Source organism: Streptomyces sp. NPDC048484, from assembly GCF_040651415.1.
In the GTDB taxonomy this organism is placed as follows: domain Bacteria; phylum Actinomycetota; class Actinomycetes; order Streptomycetales; family Streptomycetaceae; genus Streptomyces.
Genome location: NZ_JBEZJY010000039.1, coordinates 39232 through 55267 on the forward strand (window position 1 = coordinate 39232; position 16036 = coordinate 55267).

19 protein-coding genes are annotated in these 16036 nt (G+C 70.8%); 17 read left to right on the forward strand and 2 right to left on the reverse strand.

Annotated features, from left to right (window positions below; all coding sequences use genetic code 11):
* The first annotated feature begins 45 nt into the window (after positions 1 to 45).
* From AB0D14_RS32690 to AB0D14_RS32705, 4 genes are read left to right on the forward strand one after another with little or no spacing between them, the layout of a single operon-like run.
* Positions 46 to 1053, forward strand: coding sequence for a hypothetical protein (locus tag AB0D14_RS32690; protein WP_362786346.1), 1008 nt, complete (start codon positions 46 to 48; stop codon positions 1051 to 1053).
* Complete coding sequence (locus AB0D14_RS32695) at positions 1050 to 1802, forward strand: hypothetical protein (RefSeq protein ID WP_362786348.1); 753 nt, start codon at positions 1050 to 1052, stop codon at positions 1800 to 1802. Before AB0D14_RS32690 ends, AB0D14_RS32695 begins: the two co-directional genes overlap by 4 nt.
* Complete coding sequence (locus AB0D14_RS32700) at positions 1799 to 2356, forward strand: hypothetical protein (protein ID WP_362786349.1); 558 nt, start codon at positions 1799 to 1801, stop codon at positions 2354 to 2356. Before AB0D14_RS32695 ends, AB0D14_RS32700 begins: the two co-directional genes overlap by 4 nt.
* A 57-nt stretch (positions 2357 to 2413) precedes the next feature.
* Positions 2414 to 3043 (forward strand): hypothetical protein, encoded by a 630-nt coding sequence (locus AB0D14_RS32705; RefSeq protein WP_362786351.1) that lies wholly within the window; start codon positions 2414 to 2416, stop codon positions 3041 to 3043.
* A 10-nt stretch (positions 3044 to 3053) separates the two neighbouring features.
* On the opposite strand, the gene AB0D14_RS32710 is transcribed toward AB0D14_RS32705, so the two are convergent.
* The gene (locus tag AB0D14_RS32710; RefSeq protein ID WP_362786353.1) at positions 3054 to 3440 is read right to left on the reverse strand and encodes a hypothetical protein; all 387 of its coding nucleotides are present in this window, start codon (positions 3438 to 3440) and stop codon (positions 3054 to 3056) included.
* A gap of 103 nt (positions 3441 to 3543) precedes the next feature.
* Here AB0D14_RS32710 and AB0D14_RS32715 point away from each other — a divergent pair, with 103 nt between their 5' ends.
* Positions 3544 to 4467 (forward strand): hypothetical protein, encoded by a 924-nt coding sequence (locus AB0D14_RS32715; protein WP_362786355.1) that lies wholly within the window; start codon positions 3544 to 3546, stop codon positions 4465 to 4467.
* A gap of 273 nt (positions 4468 to 4740) precedes the next feature.
* A complete protein-coding gene (locus AB0D14_RS32720; protein WP_362786435.1) occupies positions 4741 to 5490 on the forward strand; it encodes a glycosyltransferase in 750 nt (249 codons plus the stop codon).
* 93 nt (positions 5491 to 5583) lie between these two features.
* On the opposite strand, the gene AB0D14_RS32725 is transcribed toward AB0D14_RS32720, so the two are convergent.
* On the reverse strand, positions 5584 to 6510 hold the full coding sequence (locus tag AB0D14_RS32725) for a hypothetical protein (RefSeq protein WP_362786357.1): 927 nt from the start codon (positions 6508 to 6510) through the stop codon (positions 5584 to 5586).
* A gap of 364 nt (positions 6511 to 6874) precedes the next feature.
* Between AB0D14_RS32725 and AB0D14_RS32730 the strand changes: the two genes are divergently transcribed.
* The 11 genes from AB0D14_RS32730 to AB0D14_RS32780 all read left to right on the forward strand — a co-directional run bounded on the left by AB0D14_RS32730 (position 6875) and on the right by AB0D14_RS32780 (position 16029).
* Entirely contained in the window at positions 6875 to 7009 is a 135-nt protein-coding gene (locus tag AB0D14_RS32730) for a hypothetical protein (protein WP_362786359.1), read from the forward strand.
* Positions 7010 to 7081: 72 nt separating this feature from the next.
* Complete coding sequence (locus AB0D14_RS32735) at positions 7082 to 7369, forward strand: hypothetical protein (RefSeq protein ID WP_362786360.1); 288 nt, start codon at positions 7082 to 7084, stop codon at positions 7367 to 7369.
* A 38-nt stretch (positions 7370 to 7407) separates the two neighbouring features.
* Positions 7408 to 7866 carry a hypothetical protein gene (locus AB0D14_RS32740; protein ID WP_362786361.1) on the forward strand — a complete coding sequence of 153 codons (459 nt, stop codon included), beginning with the start codon at positions 7408 to 7410 and terminating at the stop codon, positions 7864 to 7866.
* On the forward strand, positions 7863 to 9053 hold the full coding sequence (locus AB0D14_RS32745) for a hypothetical protein (protein WP_362786363.1): 1191 nt from the start codon (positions 7863 to 7865) through the stop codon (positions 9051 to 9053). Before AB0D14_RS32740 ends, AB0D14_RS32745 begins: the two co-directional genes overlap by 4 nt.
* 18 nt (positions 9054 to 9071) lie before the next feature.
* Positions 9072 to 10322 (forward strand): MFS transporter, encoded by a 1251-nt coding sequence (locus AB0D14_RS32750; RefSeq protein WP_362786365.1) that lies wholly within the window; start codon positions 9072 to 9074, stop codon positions 10320 to 10322.
* Between the two features lie 288 nt (positions 10323 to 10610).
* A complete protein-coding gene (locus AB0D14_RS32755) occupies positions 10611 to 10832 on the forward strand; it encodes a hypothetical protein (protein ID WP_362786436.1) in 222 nt (73 codons plus the stop codon).
* A 193-nt stretch (positions 10833 to 11025) separates the two neighbouring features.
* Entirely contained in the window at positions 11026 to 12168 is a 1143-nt protein-coding gene (locus AB0D14_RS32760; RefSeq protein ID WP_362786438.1) for an AAA family ATPase, read from the forward strand.
* Positions 12165 to 13964: a hypothetical protein gene (locus AB0D14_RS32765; RefSeq protein WP_362786367.1), complete on the forward strand. Its 1800-nt coding sequence runs from the start codon at positions 12165 to 12167 to the stop codon at positions 13962 to 13964. The genes AB0D14_RS32760 and AB0D14_RS32765 overlap by 4 nt, the downstream gene beginning before the upstream one ends.
* Positions 13965 to 14190: 226 nt before the next feature.
* Entirely contained in the window at positions 14191 to 14664 is a 474-nt protein-coding gene (locus AB0D14_RS32770; RefSeq protein ID WP_362786369.1) for a hypothetical protein, read from the forward strand.
* Positions 14665 to 14764: 100 nt separating this feature from the next.
* Positions 14765 to 15193, forward strand: a complete 429-nt coding sequence (locus AB0D14_RS32775) for a hypothetical protein (protein ID WP_362786371.1) — start codon at positions 14765 to 14767, stop codon at positions 15191 to 15193.
* Positions 15190 to 16029 carry a relaxase/mobilization nuclease gene (locus AB0D14_RS32780; RefSeq protein WP_362786373.1) on the forward strand — a complete coding sequence of 280 codons (840 nt, stop codon included), beginning with the start codon at positions 15190 to 15192 and terminating at the stop codon, positions 16027 to 16029. The genes AB0D14_RS32775 and AB0D14_RS32780 overlap by 4 nt, the downstream gene beginning before the upstream one ends.
* Positions 16030 to 16036 lie beyond the last annotated feature (7 nt).

The window sequence follows — 16036 nt, forward strand, 5'->3', positions numbered from 1 at the left end:
ACGCATCCCTTTGCCCGGCGCACCGCCCTCTGGCTCACCGCCGCCGTGGCACTCACGCTGACCGCGTCCGCCTGCACCGCAGCCGCCCACAAGGACGCCGACGCCACAGCCAGGGCCGGCCACACCGTCTCCCCCGCGCCGGCCGCCGAACCGGCGCTGACGAAGAAGGCGGCCCTCGCCCAGATCGCCCACTACTCCAAGATCAACAACGCGGCCAACGCGCACACCAACCGCACGCTCCTCGACACCATCGAGGACGGCCCGCTGTACGCGATGTCGGTCTCCGACTTCACGCAGGACGAGGGCCTGCCCAGGGCCGACCGCGAGACGTACAAGCCGTGGTCGTACGACCTCGCCCGCACGAGCGTCTACATCCCCCGCTTCACCGCCGGCCAGGACAAGTGGTACGCCGCCGTCACCTACAGCGGAAAGAAGGACCCCTACGCCCGCGTGCTGATCATGGCCCAGCAGGCCACGTCGAAGCGGTGGGAGATGGTCGCCGCCGTCGACCTCGACAACAAGAAGGTCCCGCAGATCGCCGTCGACGGCCAGGGCTACGCCACCGCCCTCGACGCCACCACCACCCAGGACGTCGCCGCCCCCGTCGACACCTTGCGCGCGGCGGTCGGCGACAACTTCGCCACCGGCGGTGATACCAGCGGAAGGAAGGTCTTCACCTCCTCGAAGGCGTCGAAGCGGCAGATCACGACGCACGACAGCATCGTCAACAAGTTCGGCTCCCGCGGCACCACCGTCTTCTCCGCCGCCACCACGAAGTTCCCCGACAGCTACGCGCTCAAGACCACCGACGGCAGCGCCCTCGTCGTCTTCGCGCACACGCACACCCAGCGCGACGCCGTCTCCGGCCCCGGGCTGGAGATCGTGCCGGAGAAGAAGGACCGCGCCTGGCTCGGGACGAGCAACTCCCCCTCGTTCACCTACACGTTCACCTGCTCCGATGTCGCCACCGTCCCCACCGCGCCGGCCAAGTCGACCCTGATCGGCTACACCTGCCGCCGCAGCGACGCCCAGGGGATGACCGCCTCCTCATGAGCCCCGGCACCCACACGATCCACCCGCCCGAGGAACTGCCCTTGCCGCTGCCCGAGTTCGCCGCCGCGCTCGCCGAGCACCTGCCCGGCCGGTGGCTGCCCGACCCGACCACCACGCTCATCGCCGACGACCCGGCCAGCAACCGGATCTGGGACAGCGGCCCCCTGCCGTACGCCGCGTTCGAGACCGGCGACGTCCGACGAGCTGTTCTGACCTCCCCGCACGGCCTCCAGCTGTACGTCATGCCCCGGCCCCACCGCCCGGAGCAGTACCTGGTGCTGCCGATGCTGCCCGCCGGCACCGGGCACCAGCACGTGACGGGCCTCAGGGCCCCGCGCGGCATCGCCGTGCCCGCCGATCCTGTCCGCGCCGCAGCCGCCGTACGCCGGCGCTTCCTGGTCGACTACCGCCACAGGAGTCTGCCGGCGTGGCAGCGCGCGACTCCCGCCCGTCTCCATATGGAGGTCCGGTTCGGCGCCGACGTCCTCCCGCGGATCACCTGCACCTACGGACGTGCCCTCGCCCATCTCCTGACACACGGCGGCTTCCTCCTCGACCCGGCCACCGGAGAGTGCCATCTGCCGAAGGACGTCTCGGTCGAGCAGGGCGTGCGCCAGTTCCACCGCAGCGTCGGACGTCTGGAGAGTCTCGGCTTCACCGTGGGCATCCACCGCCCGATCCGCCCGGCCCGAACCCCCGAGCGGTTCCTGCCGCCGTCGGCCAACCGGCCGCAGGGCAGGGGCCGATGAGCCTCACCGACGACGCCTTCATCGACGCTCGCCTGGCCTTCTGGACGCGCCACATGAAGGAGACAGCCGCACGCTTGCGCCCGGCGCAGACCGGTCCGGAGCAGACCGGTCCGGAGCCAGCTGACCTCGGCACTCTGCTCGACCAGCTCGTCGCCGTGCACAACCTGTCCTCGGGCCTCGTCGCGGATCTGCGCCAGTCCGCCGACGGCTCCCTCGCGACGACCGACGCGGGACGTGACTATCTCGCCCGGCTGGGCATCGCGCTCGCGCACAGCAACCGTGCCGCAACCCACCTGAGCACGGCCGTGAGCGGCCTCGCCGACGCCCACCGGCCGGGCCCGCGCCCCGGCACCGCCGCTCCTGCCGAGAGCCAACTGGGCGTCATGCTCGGCCACGATGCCGCGCTGCGCAGCCTCCGGCGGGCCCTCGACGCCGTCACCAGCCCGCTCGCCGACGCTCAGCCCGGCACCCGTACCGTCCCGGCGCCCTCCGTCGTCGAGCAGCACCAACGGCCCGCCGAGACCAGCACCCGCCCGGTACGCCGCCGTCCCTGAACCCGGCACCTGCCATCTACCACCGAGGGCCACGCCACCTCCACCTCCACCAAGGCCGTGACGACCCCGGCCGACAAGTTGGGCACGGCCGCCGAAGGCAGCCTCATCACCGACCCCGACCACACCGAGCAGGAACCACCCATGCAGCATCCAGACTTCGAGTTGTACGACAACGTCGGCCGCGACGCCGACCAGATCGCTGCCGCCCGCTACAGCGTCGCCACCAAAGGCGACCTGCTGCGCTGGGCGCGGCGAGACTCCGAGCCATTCGTCACCGCGCACCCGCTGCCCGACGAGCCCCTGCCGAGCCCTGACCTGGCCCCGTACCTCGGCGCACTCCACGCCGCCGAGACTCCTGCCGAGGCCAGCGCCGTCACACAGCGCCTGCTGGACGCCGCCGAACCCGTACTCCGAGCGGTGAGCGAGTACCTGGTTGCCGCCGCCCGCTGGCGCGACCAGCACCGCGGAGCGGAGAAAGGTTCACCGCCCAAGTTGCTGATGGAGGCAGCCAGCCGCAGCCTGTCGGTACTGGCCATCGCGGACGAAGCCGACCTGACAATCCTGCGCGCCGAGTACGATCCCGCGCCGGCACCGGCCCCTGTGCCGCCGGGCCAGTCCCCAGCCACGTCCGGCCTTCCTCCCGCTTCGCCGCGTCGCCCGCCCACCGGCCCCGCCCGCGGCCGGTAACCCCGGCTCCTCAAAGAACCCTCCTGTCGACGCGCTCCTTCATCGCCTGCCCACCGAGACCGGCTACGACGGCATCAAGGTGATCAGCGTTCTCCATGCCGGTGCCGGTCGCCTCGTGAGCGTGGACACCGACCCCCGCATCCAGTTCACCATTCACCCGGCCCACTGGTCCCTCCCAGCTCCCGCGCCGCCCGGCCGCCACCGCCCCGACCGGACGGTCGCCACCGCTGGCCCGGGCCGGCCCCCGTCCCTTCAAGGAGCCCCTCTGAACCGCCCTGCCCATTTCAGCGACGCCGACTGGGCCGAGTACCAGCAGTGCCAAGCCGAGCACGACGACCTCATGGCACAGATCGCCGACCGCGAAGCCCAGATGGAACACGACCTGATCGCCACCCACGACGAGTACGCACTCGATTTCAGTCCAGTTCCGAAGCCGGAAGCCAGCCCCGCTCGCCGAACGCCACCGCCGCACCGCGCGCCGACCTCCCGCAGGAGGAGCCGTGCCCGCTGACGGAACGAGCACCCCACAGGCCCGCGGTGCGGCTCCGCTCGCACCGCTTCCCGACCACCGCAACGTGGACACCCCGTGGTGGCAGGAACTGTGGCGCCGCCACGCGCACATCACCACACCACTGCGCGAGCGTCGGCTGGAGTGCGACATCGAGTTCGGCCTCAGCGCCTACGTCGTGCGCGTATCGCTCCCCGACGACAGTTACCTGATCATCGGCCCGCCTCAGGAGCCCTCCCGCGACCGACCGCCGGGAAACCCGGAGGGCTGGATCGCGACCCGTGAGCACCCCGACGACCCAGCCCTGTTCGAGGTCGTCTACGACTCGGCTCCCTCCGACGACCCCGGTGTCCCCCAGCGGCCCGAAGCCCGCCACGGCGGCAGCTCTCAGCCCCTGATCGAGGCGATCGACCATCGCCTCGCCCAGCTCGGGCTGCTGCCACATCCCGGCTCGCCCACCGGAAACCCGCACGTGCTCCCTGCTCCGCCGACGCTCCACGCGCCCGCGACCCAGGACGTCCCCGACACAGCAGACCGCGCCTTCGTCTACGGCGACGCGCTGCGCGCTCTGATTGACCGGCTCAACGGAGCTGAGTCGCCCGCGGACGCCGCTGCCCTACTGCACCAGATCCTGGAGCCCAACAACGGCCTGCTGGCGCAGCTCGGCGAGTTCTTCGAAGCAGCCGGAGAGAAGGCCAGGGAAGCCGAGGAGGACGACGGCTTCGACCTGTCCTACGACCTCGCCGACGCCGCCGCCGAGATCCGCAACCTCCAAGAGGTGCTCCACGTGGCCGAGGACCGTATGCGGGCGCTGACCCCGCTCGTGCCGGCACCGCGGCTCCCGTCCGCCCCGGCCCGTGCGCCGTCCCGTCCCCCGCGAGTCCTCCCGGCGGCACTGCCGCTGCACACGCGCTGACACCTGACACGGGACAGCGGTCGGCGTGCTTCGCGTCCACGGCGTGGTGCAACAGCTCACGGCCAAGGGCATCGGTGTGAACCTGCGCTACTCGGCGCCCACCACCCGAGCCGCCCTTTCGCCGGTCGCCCTGGTCGGACCGCGCGTAGACGCACCACACGCCGCACCAGAGCGCTCCCGCTCACCGCCCCGGCTGGCACCCCGCGCCCCGCCACGCGCCGCTGATTCACCCTCGTCTTCCCGGAGCCTTCTCTGCCCCCGCACACCACGCCCCTGATCACCGTCGTCATCGCCAGCCGCCTGCGCGAGGACCGGCTCGACTACCTGACCGCCATGCACGCCAGCCTCACCCGGCAGTCCGTGCCCTGGGAAGCCGTCATCGCGCTCGACGGTGCCTCGCCCGACCACCTCCCGGCCGCGCTCGCGCAGGACCCCCGCGTCCGCACGCTGATATTGCCCCGGCCGGTCGGGGCCGCTTGCGCCCGGAATCTGGCTCTCGCCCACGTTCGAACCCGGTACACCAACTGGGCCGACGACGATGACGAGTTCACCGACGACGCCATGTCCGTGCGGCTGGACACCCTGGAATCGACCGGGGTCGGCTGGTGTGCGGGATGGAGTGTGGACCAGTACCAAGACGGGTCGAGCACTCTGTGGCGGTGCCCCACTCCGCCCGGCCGGCACGAGGCCGGTGATGTGTGGACGTACTGGAAGTCTCCGGCGGACACCATTCCCATCGGGCCGACCACGATCCTGGCCCGCACCGACCTCGTACGCGCCGCGCCGATGGGGGGCCTCGTCCAGGGCGAGGATTACTGCGCGGCCCTGGGCGTAACAGCTCTCGCCCCCGGATTCCTGCTGCCGGTCCCTGTGTACAGATACCGCAAGTGGAACGGGCAGATGACGGCCCAGGCGGGATACGGCCAGCTGGAGGCGGCGGCCCGGGAGCATGCCTGGGCATACGGCCGCAGCCTGCGCGCCGTCCTGCGCGACGGCAAGGATCTAGGATCCGCGGTCTCGTGAGCAATTCCGCGTGATCATGAGCAATGCCCGAGCAAATCCGGGTGATCATGAGCAGCGGTTACGTTAAGTAATCACCCTGCGGGCCGCTGGCCCCTACGGCTTATCGAATCGACGCCGGAGCTGCGCAGGATCCACGCCGTTCCAGTACCGATCGAGGATTCCCGCTAGGTCGTCGTCAGTAAGACCCTCCGTTGGGAGTCCCACCGCTTCCCTAGTCTGTTCGGCCGCAACCAAGAAGTTCGCCAAGGTCCCGGCCGGAAGGGCGCCGAGCGGGAAGTCGTGCGGGTGAGGATCAGGCCAAGCATGTTGAACGAGGGGGGAAGATGCCAGATTCGGTGCCAATATGTCGGCGACTCCCGCAGCCTCTGTCGGCACAAAAGTCATGATCAGCACGACCGTGGCCACCGCCAAGTAGGCGTATCCGGTGTTGTCTGGAGCGACCTCCATGTCAGGCACCGAATCCCCGGATGACATCAGCCACGACGTGATCCCCATGCCTACATGGGCTATGGGTTCCTCGGAATGCATCAGCAAAATTCGGCCATCATGAAATGGCCTGGGAGAGCTGACCATTGCTCGATAATCGGCCCTCGTGAAGGGGTTCTGGTGCGCTGCACGCGTGAGGGCGTACGCCATCCATGACTTGGACGCCCAGGTGGCCAGGGTTTGGAGATTTCCCTCCGCGAGCTGCAGCGTGGCCCCGTCAAAGATGAATTTTGCGAGGATGGCCTTTGCCTCGTCCTCCAGGTGACTCATCCAGCCGCAGTTGCAGTCTTCACATACCGACACCGTGACATTTGGTAGCCACTTCGCATACGGGACCGGGGTTACCGAAACCGCCTGGTAACGACCGCTCTGGTCTTTCCGGAGCACGGTTCGCCTTCGTTGTATGCGCTCCCCATGGGTGTCCGTGAGGAGTGTCATTGCTCCCTCGGTCTTGTGCAGCCACTGGGCCCACACATGCTCCTTTGTCTTCTTCCCCCGCTCCCCGCAGAAGGGGCAGTCAACGAACTTGCCCATGTCGATCTCCGATCCAGTGGAGGTATCGAGAATGCATTCCGCACCGCCCTGCGCCACTGGTGCACTTAGAGACATTGCTCCATACGGTCACGGCTCACGCAGACATTGTCTCGCGACGCCAGCCGCTCAGCCGGTCCTGTGTCTGCTCTTCAGTTCTCGAACAAGTTCCAGAAGTCTCATCATCGACGACTGCACTATGACAGGCGGCACTGGAATCCCTACCGACCGTGACCTTCGAAGCCCCCGCGCCAACGGGATTGCTCACCCAAGACGGACAAGACCAGTGCTCACCGATCCCGGATTTTCAGCATCTCCCCAGGACGCGCTGCTCACGAAGTCACGGGACCTACAAAGGACATGGTCCATGGCTGAGGCGCAGATCATCCTGTCGTACAGCCAGGAGTCCGGAATCGTCGCCGTCGCTTCGGGCGAGCGGTACCCGTGGGCGCACACCGCGCTCGCGGAGAGCGGCTTCCAGCGGGACGACGAGGGCGTCTGACACCTGTCTGCGGACGGCACCCAGACCACGGTGGTCGATCTGGTGACGTGCGCGAGGCGGCACCGCGCCAGCGTGCACACGAGCAGCCGGCGGTTCATCGGCGACGCCGCAGCCCTCGCCCGTCTGGCCGACGCCGTGATCGATACCGAGGCCCTGGTCGACGAGATCGTCCACGGCGGTTCCGTGCCGGAGCAGGAGCGCCGTGCCCGCGCGTGGCCTGCCATCGAGACGTGGCTCACCGACGGCGGAACGTTCTTGCGTCAGGCCCGCGTCAGCGCACCCCACCGCCGCCCGACCCTCTCCGTCGCCGCGCCGGCTCGCTCCCTCGCCGCGGCCCGTCCCGCGCACCGCAGCCACTGACAGTTCCACCCCGACCACGTGAGGAGAACCCCGCCCCCTTGGAACCCGGTACCCACTTCGCCTTCGGCGAACACGACACCCACTGCATCGTCGCCTCCTTCACGGCCGCCCTGCCCGCACACCTCGCCCACTGGTACCTGGAACGTGAGCAGTTCGAGCCCGTCCCTGGAGAATCCGGGCTGTACCGGCTCAGCGAGCCCGAGCGCGACGGTCCCCGTCGCACCCGTCAAGCCGTCCACGACTTGCGCCGCCAGGGCTACACCGTGCAGGCCGACATCCGCCTCGACCCGTCCCTCTCCGCCATCCCGCCACGCCCGGTCCGGCCCAACGGACTCCAGGAGCACCGCAGCCGCCTCGCTCAGGCCGGCGCCGGCCGGACGACGCAGCGCGCCACACCGCCCACCACCTCCCCACCATCGGCCCGGCCGATCCCGCCGAAGCCCACCTACGCTCCAACCGTCCACCCGACGGTGGCGGGCGGCGGGCGGTCCCGATGACACCCACGAGCAACCCGGTCCCCGACGGCCCCTTGCCGGCGGCGCCCGAACTTTCCAACGCTGCACGCGACTTCCGGCTGCGGATGGCGGTCATCGACCGCGAGAGCGAAACCGCGCTCGACCTGACACGCGACCGCTACGGCCGCACCGTCCACGCAGGCGCCGCGGCAGCCGCGCGAGCCCACCGCGACAAGACGGCGGTCAAGGCGTACACCACCCACCTCGCCCCACACGCCGAAGCATTGCTCGATACCGCCCACCGCGTGCTCGACGAGCTGCCGCCCGCCCGGCACCTGGCCGGGTGGCGGGCCGTGCTGGACGGCCTGGCCGCCTCCGCCACCGAGATCCGCCGGGCCCTCGACCGACCGGCCGCCCCCGGCTCCCCTGCCGACCGTGCGCAGCACTCGGCCCTGTGGCCACACCTCACCGCGTGGGCGGACCACAGCGTCATCGCCGGCAACCTCGCCGACCAGCGCGATGGCCAGCACCACAAGGCCCCGCTGACCGGCGAAGAACAGCAGATGTGGACCGAGAAGGCCCAGGCCGCGCAGCGGCGCGGTCAGCTGGAGCTGACCGAGTCGTGGTACGCCGCCGACGGGCAGCCGATCACCCTCGCCCACCTCATCGAGGACGACGACGCGACGCTGGTCGCGCTGCGAGGCGACCCGGGCACACCGGGCTGGCAGGTGATCGGGCACTACGCCCACGAATACGAGGCAGGGAAGGTCCTGCCCGTCCCGGTCCCGCCCGGCGTGCTGCGCCCGGACGTCTCCCGGTTCAACCGCCCAGCCCCGGTCCCGGAGGTGTCCCTGCAGGAACTCATCCGCGACGCCGTCGAGGCACAGCACGCCGGCGATGCGTCCAACGCACTGCTCAGTGCCACCCAGCGGGGCTACGACGCGGGCCCGATGGTCCGTCTCCAGGAACTCCTCGAAACCAGTGGCCAGTTCGCCGGCGCGCTGGAGACCGTGCAGGGCCGCCAGATCGCCGCCCGCCTCTCAGCGCTGGGCCGGCAGATCGAGTTCCTCACCCGCGAAGTCGAGGACGCGGCCGAGGACCTCGGCGCGACCGTCGCCGTCCTGCCACCGCACCGCACCCCCGTGCTGCGCACCCGGCCCCGCCCTGCGGTGGACACCACACCCCCCGCGCCGCCGCACCTCGCCGGCACGCCCGCCCGCCACCGCTAAGCACCGAGAAAGCACCCGTTGTCCCTGACCGCACCCCCGGCACCGCGCATCACCTACCGCGCGGTGCTGGGCAGCCCGTACGTCGCCCGTCTCCTCGGCGGCACCCTCACCGGCCGCCTCCCCAACGCCATGGCGCCGGTCGCCATCCTCCTGTGGGCCACCGCGAGCGGCAGCGGTATCGCCTTCGGCGGGTTGCTCAGTGCCCTGTACGGGCTGTCCTCCGCGCTGGCCCAGCCGGTCACAGGACGCCTCATGGACCGCCACGGCCAGAGCGCGGTGCACCTTCCGGCCGCCCTGCTCAACTCGGCCCTCCTGGTGGCCCTGCCCGCGTCCGGACCGTACGGCGGACCCACTCTCGCCACGGCCCTCGTCATCGGCGGCGGTCTGACCATGCCTCCCCTCGAGGCCGGGCTGCGGGCGCTGTGGCCGAGCGTGCTGCCCGACCCCCGGCTGCGGCACGCCGCGCTCGCCCTCGACACCGGCACGCAGGGCCTGCTGTACATCGTCGGCCCCCTGCTCGTGGCCGCGCTCACCTCCGCGTACAGCCCCGCCGTCGCGCTCACCGTCACCGCCGCCCTCGGCCTGGTCGGTACCACCGTGGTCGCCCTCGCTGCGCCATCGCGGCGCTGGCGACGGGCATCATCAACCAGCTTGCAAAGTCCCTCAGTTCGCCGGTTGACCAGCCCCGGCCTGGTGCTGCTGTTCGTCTCTCTCACCGGCATCGGGTTCGCGATCGGCGCGATGAATGTGTGGTCGATCGCCATGGCCGAGCACCATGAGCAGGACATGCTCTCGGGCGTCATCCCTGCCGCGTTCTCCACCGGCAGCTTGTTGGGCGGCCTCGTCTACGGACGCCGCACCTGGACCGGCACCACCGCCAACCGGCTGATCGCCGCTGGTTCCGTGTTCCTCGCCGGGTGGCTCCCGCTCGTGGCGCTGCCGGGCCCCTTGGCGGCCACCGTCGCGGTCGCCGTGCCCGGTGCGTTCCTGACCGTCGTGGTCGCCTGCGCCTACGTGACCACGGACGCTCTTGCTCCGGCGGGCCGGACCAGCGAGGCGTACGCGTGGCTGATCCTTGCGATCGGCGTCGGACAGTCCGCCGGCACCGCCCTGGCCGGACGCCTCGCCGAGCATCCGCTCGCCAGCGCCGCACTCCCCGCCGTCGGCGCGGCCTTCGCTCTGACCATCCTGCTCGCCGCGCGCCGACGCCTGGGCCCCACCGGACAGCCGCCGCGCGGCCGACTTCGAGGCCGGCACACGACGCCCTGACCAGGGCCCAACCCCACCACCTTCCAACTCTTTTGAGGAGAACCATTCATGGCTGTTGTTGGTACACCCGGCTATCAGAACGTGCGGAAAGGCGAGTCAGGTAGCTGCGGGGCGGTGAGGCCCGCCCTGGAGCATGTCGGCAGTCATTGCCCATCGTTCGTGGTCCAGCCACGCACCGTTGATGTGCTGGAAGCTCCGGGCCCGCCTCGCCTTCGCCCAACACCCCACCGCTTTCCCGCCACCACCGATAGGAGATCCGCCTTGCCCGAAGCACCAGCAGAGCCGTTCATGACGATCCGGCACACCATCACCGGCGAGATCACCACCACCGGCTACAACGCCGCCGCCCGGCGGATCCTGCTCCAGGCCGGCTTCGAAGAGACGCCAGGCTGCGCCTGCCGAGCGACGGAATGCGGTACGGAGCGGACGCACGGGCCTGCTCGGCAGCCAGCGAGCTGCTCGTCGCCGACCATCCCGTGCACCTGGACCAAGCCCTCAATCGGCCGGTGAGCGCCGACGGTACGCCCCGGTTGGCCCGCTCGCCGATGTCGGCACAGTCCGTGATCCACTCCGAGAGCGGCCAGCCTCTCCAGCGCATCGCCAGTCTCGCCCGCACCCGCACCTGTTGAAGGACCTCGTTTTGACCACACCCGGAACGCCTACCGGTCCAGCACGCACCAAGGGCGGCGAACTACGGGCCAAGGTGGCCCGACTGCTGACCGACCGGCCGGCGGACACGCTCACCATCGGGGACATGGCCAGGCAGCTGGGCCACTCCCATGGTGCCGTCCGCAATGCCGCCTTCACCCTGGTGCGACGCGGCGAGGCCGACCAAGGCGGAACCGGACAACCGGAGTTCCGCGCGAACGCGAAAACCGCCGCAGCCGCGCAGAGTGCTGTGATCAGCCCACCGGGCACCCACTCTCCCCGCGCCCAGGCGGCCACGGCCCGCACGACCATTCCCGCAGCAGCCACGCGCAGGCAGACCGGCCCGATCCGCCGCGCGGGGGGCCAGGTCTACCACCCCCGGGAGCTGGCCGATCTGCCCGACGTCGAGGCGTTGAATCGCTTGCGCGACGCCGACGTGCCGGTGCTGCTCTACGGCCCTCCGGGCACCGGCAAGACGAGTCTGGTCGAGGCGGCGTTCCCGGACCTGCTCACCGTCGCCGGTGACGGCGACACCACGGTCGGCGACTTGATCGGCGAGTACACACAGGACGACGCGGGAGCCTACGTCTTCCAGTACGGTCCACTGGTCACCGCGATGACCGAGGGCCGCGCCCTGCTGATCGACGACGCCACCTTGATCTCACCGAAGGTCCTCGCGGCGCTCTATCCCGCGATGGACGGGCGCAGGCAGATCCAGGTCAAGGCCCACAAGGGCGAGACCATCAAGGCCGAGCCGGGCTTCTACGTGGTGGCGGGCCACAATCCCGGCGTCCACGGGGCGGTTTTGACAGAGGCGCTGTCGAGTCGGTTCAGCGTGCAAATCCAGATCGGCACGGACTATGACCTCGCCCTGGCGCTGAGGATCGATGCCCGGGTGGTCCGGGTCGCCCGACACCTCTCCCACCAAGTCGAACTCGGCGAGCTGGGCTGGGCCCCCCAACTGCGAGAACTGCTCAGCTACCAGAAGACCGAGGCCGTCCTCGGCACCAAAGCCGCGCTCGCGAACCTGGTCGGCATCGCCCCTCTGGAGGATCGCGACGCCGTCGCCGCCGCCGTCATCAAGGCTGCCGGCGTCAAGGAGGTCCGCCCCCTCACCCTCGGCAAGCAGCTTTCCGCCTCGGCCGTCCGGCAGCCCCCGGGCAGCACCGGCTCCGCGCACCGGGGCCGCTCGCGATGAGCGCCCACCACCACGTCCAGTCCCACGCCACCACGCCGGACGACGACGCCGACCTCGCGCGATGGGACGACGACGGCGCCCCGCCCGCACAACCCCGTTCCTCCCCGGCCGCGTGGCTGCGCGTGGGAGCCGAACTCGGCGATCGGCTGGTCGCCCTCTCCGGCCGCCAGGACCTCCTCGTCACCTGCCGCCCCGGCACGCGCAGCGGCGCACCGGCCGCGTTCTTCCCCACTCTGGGCGAGGTCGAGGTCGACGCCGGCCTGTTCGCCCCGCTTAAGCCCCACGAGATCCATCCGCGGATCGTGGGCGACGAGGAGCGGTATCCCGCCGCCTGGGGAGTGTTCGTCCACGAGGCCGCGCACGCGGCCCACTCCATCTGGACGGCGCCTGCCGGAGCGAACCCCCGTGTCGTCGAGGCCGCGCTCCTGCTGGAGGAGAGCCGTGTCGAAGGCGCACACCTGATCACGCGGCCCACGGACCGCACATACTTGCGCACCAGTACCCGAACCCTGATCATGCCCGACATCGCCCACCCCACCCTCCAGGGCATCGAGCACGCCGCCGCCGCGGCGGCCCTGGTCCTCGGCCGCCGTGACGTCGGCATCCTGGACGCCGGCGAGACCCGGGCCGTCGCCGATCTGTGCGAAAAGGTGCTGGGCGCAAACCTGCTGGCCACACTCACCCGCATCTGGACCGCAGCCCACCAGTGCGCCGACCACGACGCCACGACCATGCTCGCGCACGCTCAGAAATGGTGCGACGCTCTGGACACCGCGGCCCCCGCCCTGCCCGTGCCGGAGAACCTCACCGATCTGCTGTCCGGCGCCGTGCGGGTCGTCATGGACAGCACGGCAGCCACCGACGCCGCCGACCTCGCGGCACAGGCCGCAGCGACCAACGCCATAGCCACCCGGTCAAGGGCACAGGCCAACGACCGCGCCCAGCAGGCCAGTCGGCGACGCCAGGCCGCCGCCACCGCGAAATCCGTCTTCAACTCCGGCGGCGCCACCGTCACCCCCGACGGCACACCCGCGCCCTACAGCAACCCTGTCACCGGCACCCGCCGGCCCACCGCCGCCGAGCAGAGTGCCGCCGCGCGCCTGAGCCGCGCCCTGCGTGCCGCCGCCTACCGCGAGCGGACCGAGGAGCGGACCACCAGCCCCACCCCGCCCGGCCGCCTCAACATGCGCGCGGCCCTCGCCCGCGACGCCCAGCGCGCGGCCGGATCGGTCCCCACCGCGGAACCGTTCACCCACACCCGCCGCCGGAACTCCCCCACCCCACCACTGCGCGTGGGTATCGCCGTCGACGTCTCCCGCTCCATGCGCGCCGCCTGCGCACCCGTCGCGTCCGCTGCCTGGATCGTGGCACGCGCAGCAGCCCTGACCGACCCCGACTCCCTAACCGCCACCATCGCCTACGACACGCACCTGACCGCACTGAACCGACCCACCCACCGGACACCGGAGCGCGTGACAACGTTCGGCGCCAACGGCAGTAGTCACAACCTCGCCAACGCCCTGGACGCGCTCGACCACGGCCTCGAACTCAGCCGCCCCGGCACCGGCCGCCTCCTCGTGATCGTCACCGACGCCGTCTACACCCCCGACGAAACCGCCCAAGCCGTCACCCGCGTCAAGCAGCTCACGACCGCCGGCTGCGCCGTACTCCAGCTCACCCTCACCGCAAAGTCCCACCACTTGCCGGGGACCACCTTGCTGCACCTGCCCCAGCCCTCCAGCGCTCCCGTCGCCATCGCCACGGCGGCCACAGACGCCATCCGCAGGACACGCTGAGACGACGCAGAAGGCGGAAGCGTCCCCGAGACCACCGCCAAGCACTCCAGACCGCCTACGTCCGCCGCATGAATCGTGCATCTGATGCACGACTCTCCGCAACGACGCAGGCAACCACCCCAACCGCCAACGAAAGGCACTCGATTTGAAGCCCCAGACCAGCAGCCCGACCTCGAACGTAACGCCCATCAAACGGAATTCCCCGGGGGTACCTACGCAGTGGACCGTGGAGCACGCCTGCTCCCACCAAGTCGATCATGACCTGTCCAGCCGTCCTGCCGACAAGCGGGCCGGATTCGCCCGCTGGCTCGCGTCGAAGGACTGCAGCGACTGCTGGAAGGCGGCGCGCGACGGCGACACCGAGTCCAAGAAGGAGTGGCTCGCGGCGAAGCGCGCCGAGGAGCAGGAGGCCGCCGTCGCGTGGGCCAAGCGGTTCGACATGCCGCAGTTGGAGGGCCCGGAGAAGGCCCTGGACTGGGGCGGGCGATCCCGCCACCAGCTGATGACGGCCGCGCACACCGCCCTGGTTGTGGAGGGGAGTTGGGACGAGGCGGACTGGGCGGAGCTGGAGGAGAAGGCCCGCTCCATCACCCGCGCCGGCTGGTGGATAGATCAGCGGGACGCGGAGGGCACCGACGTGCTTGAACTTCTCGACGCCGCAGGCGAGAACGACCGCGGGACGCAAAACCCGTTCCACTGACGGCGGGGGAACATAGCCGGGAAACGCCGGTTAGCCAAACCGGCGTTCCTGCGGACCATTGTTCCTCCCACCCCGCCACCAATTGCGTGGAAGGAACTCCATGTCCCAGCCCCCGCCCACGTCGGCGTTCGCTCCGACACCCGACCCGCTCACCCCCGACCGGAACATCACCCACACCCACTTCCAGGCCGGCGACACCGTCGTCGTCCTGAAGGGGGTGGCCGGCGGTGAACTGTGGGGAGACACGATGCGCGTCGTCGCCCCGTCCTGGCACACCCCGACCGACGAGGACGGATGGCGGCTGCGTGATGCGACCGGCGGCGCCCAGACCTACGTCACCGCCCACCCCCGCTACCTCGTGCACCTCTCGCGCCGCTGCCCCGACTGCCTGATCTACCTGCGGGCCATGGAGGACGCCCTCCTGCCGCGGCACGCCGGGCACGACAACGCGGTTATCGACTGCGGCTGGTACACCATCACCGCCCTCAACCAGCTCGTGCACATCGCCGACATCCGGGGCGGCCGGTGATCCCCCGCATGCTTGAGCGGACCCACACGCCGCACGACCCGCTCGCCGGGGCACTGGGACGGCCCCTCTCACCGAACGATGGCCTGACGCAGTACACGGTCGTCGCCCACTGGCCCGGCCTGGATCACTTCGCCCTGGACGGCGAGCAGAAGACCTGGACGTCCGTCCAGTGGGCCGAGCACCTCGAAGACCCGTACCTGGAGCATCCGTTCGCCGCGAGCCCGGATGGTGACCGGCGGGCGATTCTCCACCTCGACGTCCGGCTTCACCCGGACGACCGGGAGCTGACCGCCTCCGAGTGGGCTGAAACCGCTCACCGGCTCGCGCGGGCCGCCGGCATCGAGAATCCCGGCACGGGGCACGGCTGCCGGTGGATCGCCGTTCAGGCGCAGCCCGGACGCCTGGACCTGATCGCCAACCTGATCCGCCTCGACGGCGCATGGCACGCCCCGCCCGCCGACATCATGCGGCGCCTTACGGACGAGGCGCGCCGCATCGAGCAGGACCTCCGCCTGATCCCCGCCCGTACCGGACCCACGACGCGGCCCGTCATCCGCACGGCGCCCACGGCGTCGGACCAGCTCGCGAGCGTCCTTGCGCAGCTCTCCGACGAGCAGGTTGGCCCGCTGGCCACGGTCCGCGGACTCGTCGAGCACACCGCGTACCGGATCGCCCGCCAGCCCGGCGCCGCCGGCACGGCGCACGGGCTGGAGCTGATCGCCCGCCGCCTGCATGCCATCCAGCAGGACCTGGACAGCACCGCCGCTTGCCTGGTCCAACCCCGGGTCACCGCCGCACCGCCCGCGCCCCGGCACACTGCCCGCCGATCACTGTAGGAGAAAC